This window comes from Anabaena sp. UHCC 0253 (genome assembly GCF_009712085.1).
In the GTDB taxonomy this organism is placed as follows: Bacteria; Cyanobacteriota; Cyanobacteriia; order Cyanobacteriales; family Nostocaceae; genus Dolichospermum.
Map to the genome: position 1 here is coordinate 1 of NZ_VILD01000028.1, position 2,080 is coordinate 2,080.

General features: G+C 49.2%; 1 rRNA gene. It reads right to left on the reverse strand.

The features are described from left to right. Nucleotides 1–367: 367 nt before the first annotated feature. Nucleotides 368–1,857 (reverse strand): 16S ribosomal RNA (locus tag FJR38_RS27490). Between the last annotated feature and the right edge of the window lie 223 nt (nt 1,858–2,080).

Here is a 2,080-nt window from a genome sequence, read left to right on the forward strand (position 1 = left end):
CAACTCCCCCGGAACATTTCGTCGGTAACCACGTCCTTCGTTCGCCTCTGTGTGCCTAGGTATCCACCATTAGCCCTTATTAGCTTGACCACTTTTTCTTTGCATCCACATCTTTCCATGCGTCTGCCTGCTTCTTCTCTTTCTCTTATGCAGTTTTCAAGGTTCTGGCTGGAATTCAACCCAGCAGTCTAACTCTTTTTGTTAGGTGCTGACTTTTATCCTGTCAATTAATTCTTTTATTTCGTGAACTAAGCCGAATAATACTTTGAAAGATTTATACCAATCTCGACCGACCTAGGATAGACCAATTTAGTTTCTATTAACAACTCACATTGTTTTCGATTTCTAAATGGATTAGGTCTCCCTAAAAGGAGGTGATCCAGCCACACCTTCCGGTACGGCTACCTTGTTACGACTTCACCCCAGTCATCAGTCCTACCTTAGGCATCCCCCCCCTTTCGGTTGGGGTAATGACTTCGGGCGTGACCAACTTCCATGGTGTGACGGGCGGTGTGTACAAGGCCCGGGAACGAATTCACTGCAGTATGCTGACCTGCAATTACTAGCGATTCCTCCTTCACGAAGGCGAGTTGCAGCCTTCGATCTGAACTGAGCTCCGGTTTATGAGATTTGCATCACATCGCTGTGTAGCTGCCCTTTGTCCGGAGCATTGTAGTACGTGTGTAGCCCAAGGCGTAAGGGGCATGCTGACTTGACGTCATCCCCACCTTCCTCCGGTTTGTCACCGGCAGTCTCTCTAGAGTTCCCATCTTTCATGCTGGCAACTAAAGACGAGGGTTGCGCTCGTTGCGGGACTTAACCCAACATCTCACGACACGAGCTGACGACAGCCATGCACCACCTGTGTTCACGCTCCCTAAGGCACTTCCATCTTTCAACGGAATTCGTGACATGTCAAGCCTTGGTAAGGTTCTTCGCGTTGCATCGAATTAAACCACATACTCCACCGCTTGTGCGGGCCCCCGTCAATTCCTTTGAGTTTCACAGTTGCCTGCGTACTCCCCAGGCGGGATACTTAACGCGTTAGCTCCGGTACGGCTCGGGTCGATACAAGCCACACCTAGTATCCATCGTTTACGGCTAGGACTACTGGGGTATCTAATCCCATTCGCTCCCCTAGCTTTCGTCCCTCAGTGTCAGTTACGGCCTAGCAGAGCGCTTTCGCCACCGGTGTTCTTCCTGATATCTACGCATTTCACCGCTACACCAGGAATTCCCTCTGCCCCGAACGTACTCTAGCTTTGTAGTTTCCACTGCTTTTATCTAGTTGAGCTAGACTCTTTAACAGCAGACTTACAATGCCACCTGCGGACCCTTTACGCCCAATCATTCCGGATAACGCTTGCATCCTCCGTATTACCGCGGCTGCTGGCACGGAGTTAGCCGATGCTTATTCCTCAGGTACCGTCATTTTTTTCTTCCCTGAGAAAAGAGGTTTACAACCCAAGAGCCTTCCTCCCTCACGCGGTATTGCTCCGTCAGGCTTTCGCCCATTGCGGAAAATTCCCCACTGCTGCCTCCCGTAGGAGTCTGGGCCGTGTCTCAGTCCCAGTGTGGCTGATCATCCTCTCAGACCAGCTACTGATCGTCGCCTTGGTAGGCTCTTACCCCACCAACTAGCTAATCAGACGCAAGCTCTTCTTCAGGCAGCAAGCCTTTCACCTCTCGGCACATTCGGTATTAGCCACCGTTTCCAGTGGTTGTCCCGAACCTGAAGGTAGATTCTTACGCGTTACTCACCCGTCCGCCACTAGAATCCTAAAATTCCCGTTCGACTTGCATGTGTTAAGCATACCGCCAGCGTTCATCCTGAGCCAGGATCAAACTCTCCATTTTGTTTCTTTTCGAGTTTGTTGGCTCCGAAATTATCTCAAATTTCGGCATCCTCTTAGATTAACTTTGGTAATCCCAAAGTCATCTTTTTAATTATCTTCTTGACGAGGATTGGTTTAATCTATTCTTTCAAAGTATTATTTTTTCTCGGTTCAGTTGCCGGGAGTCGTTGTCTCTCTTCGGCACTTATCCAATATATCAACCTCTCCAATTTCTGTCAAGGGTT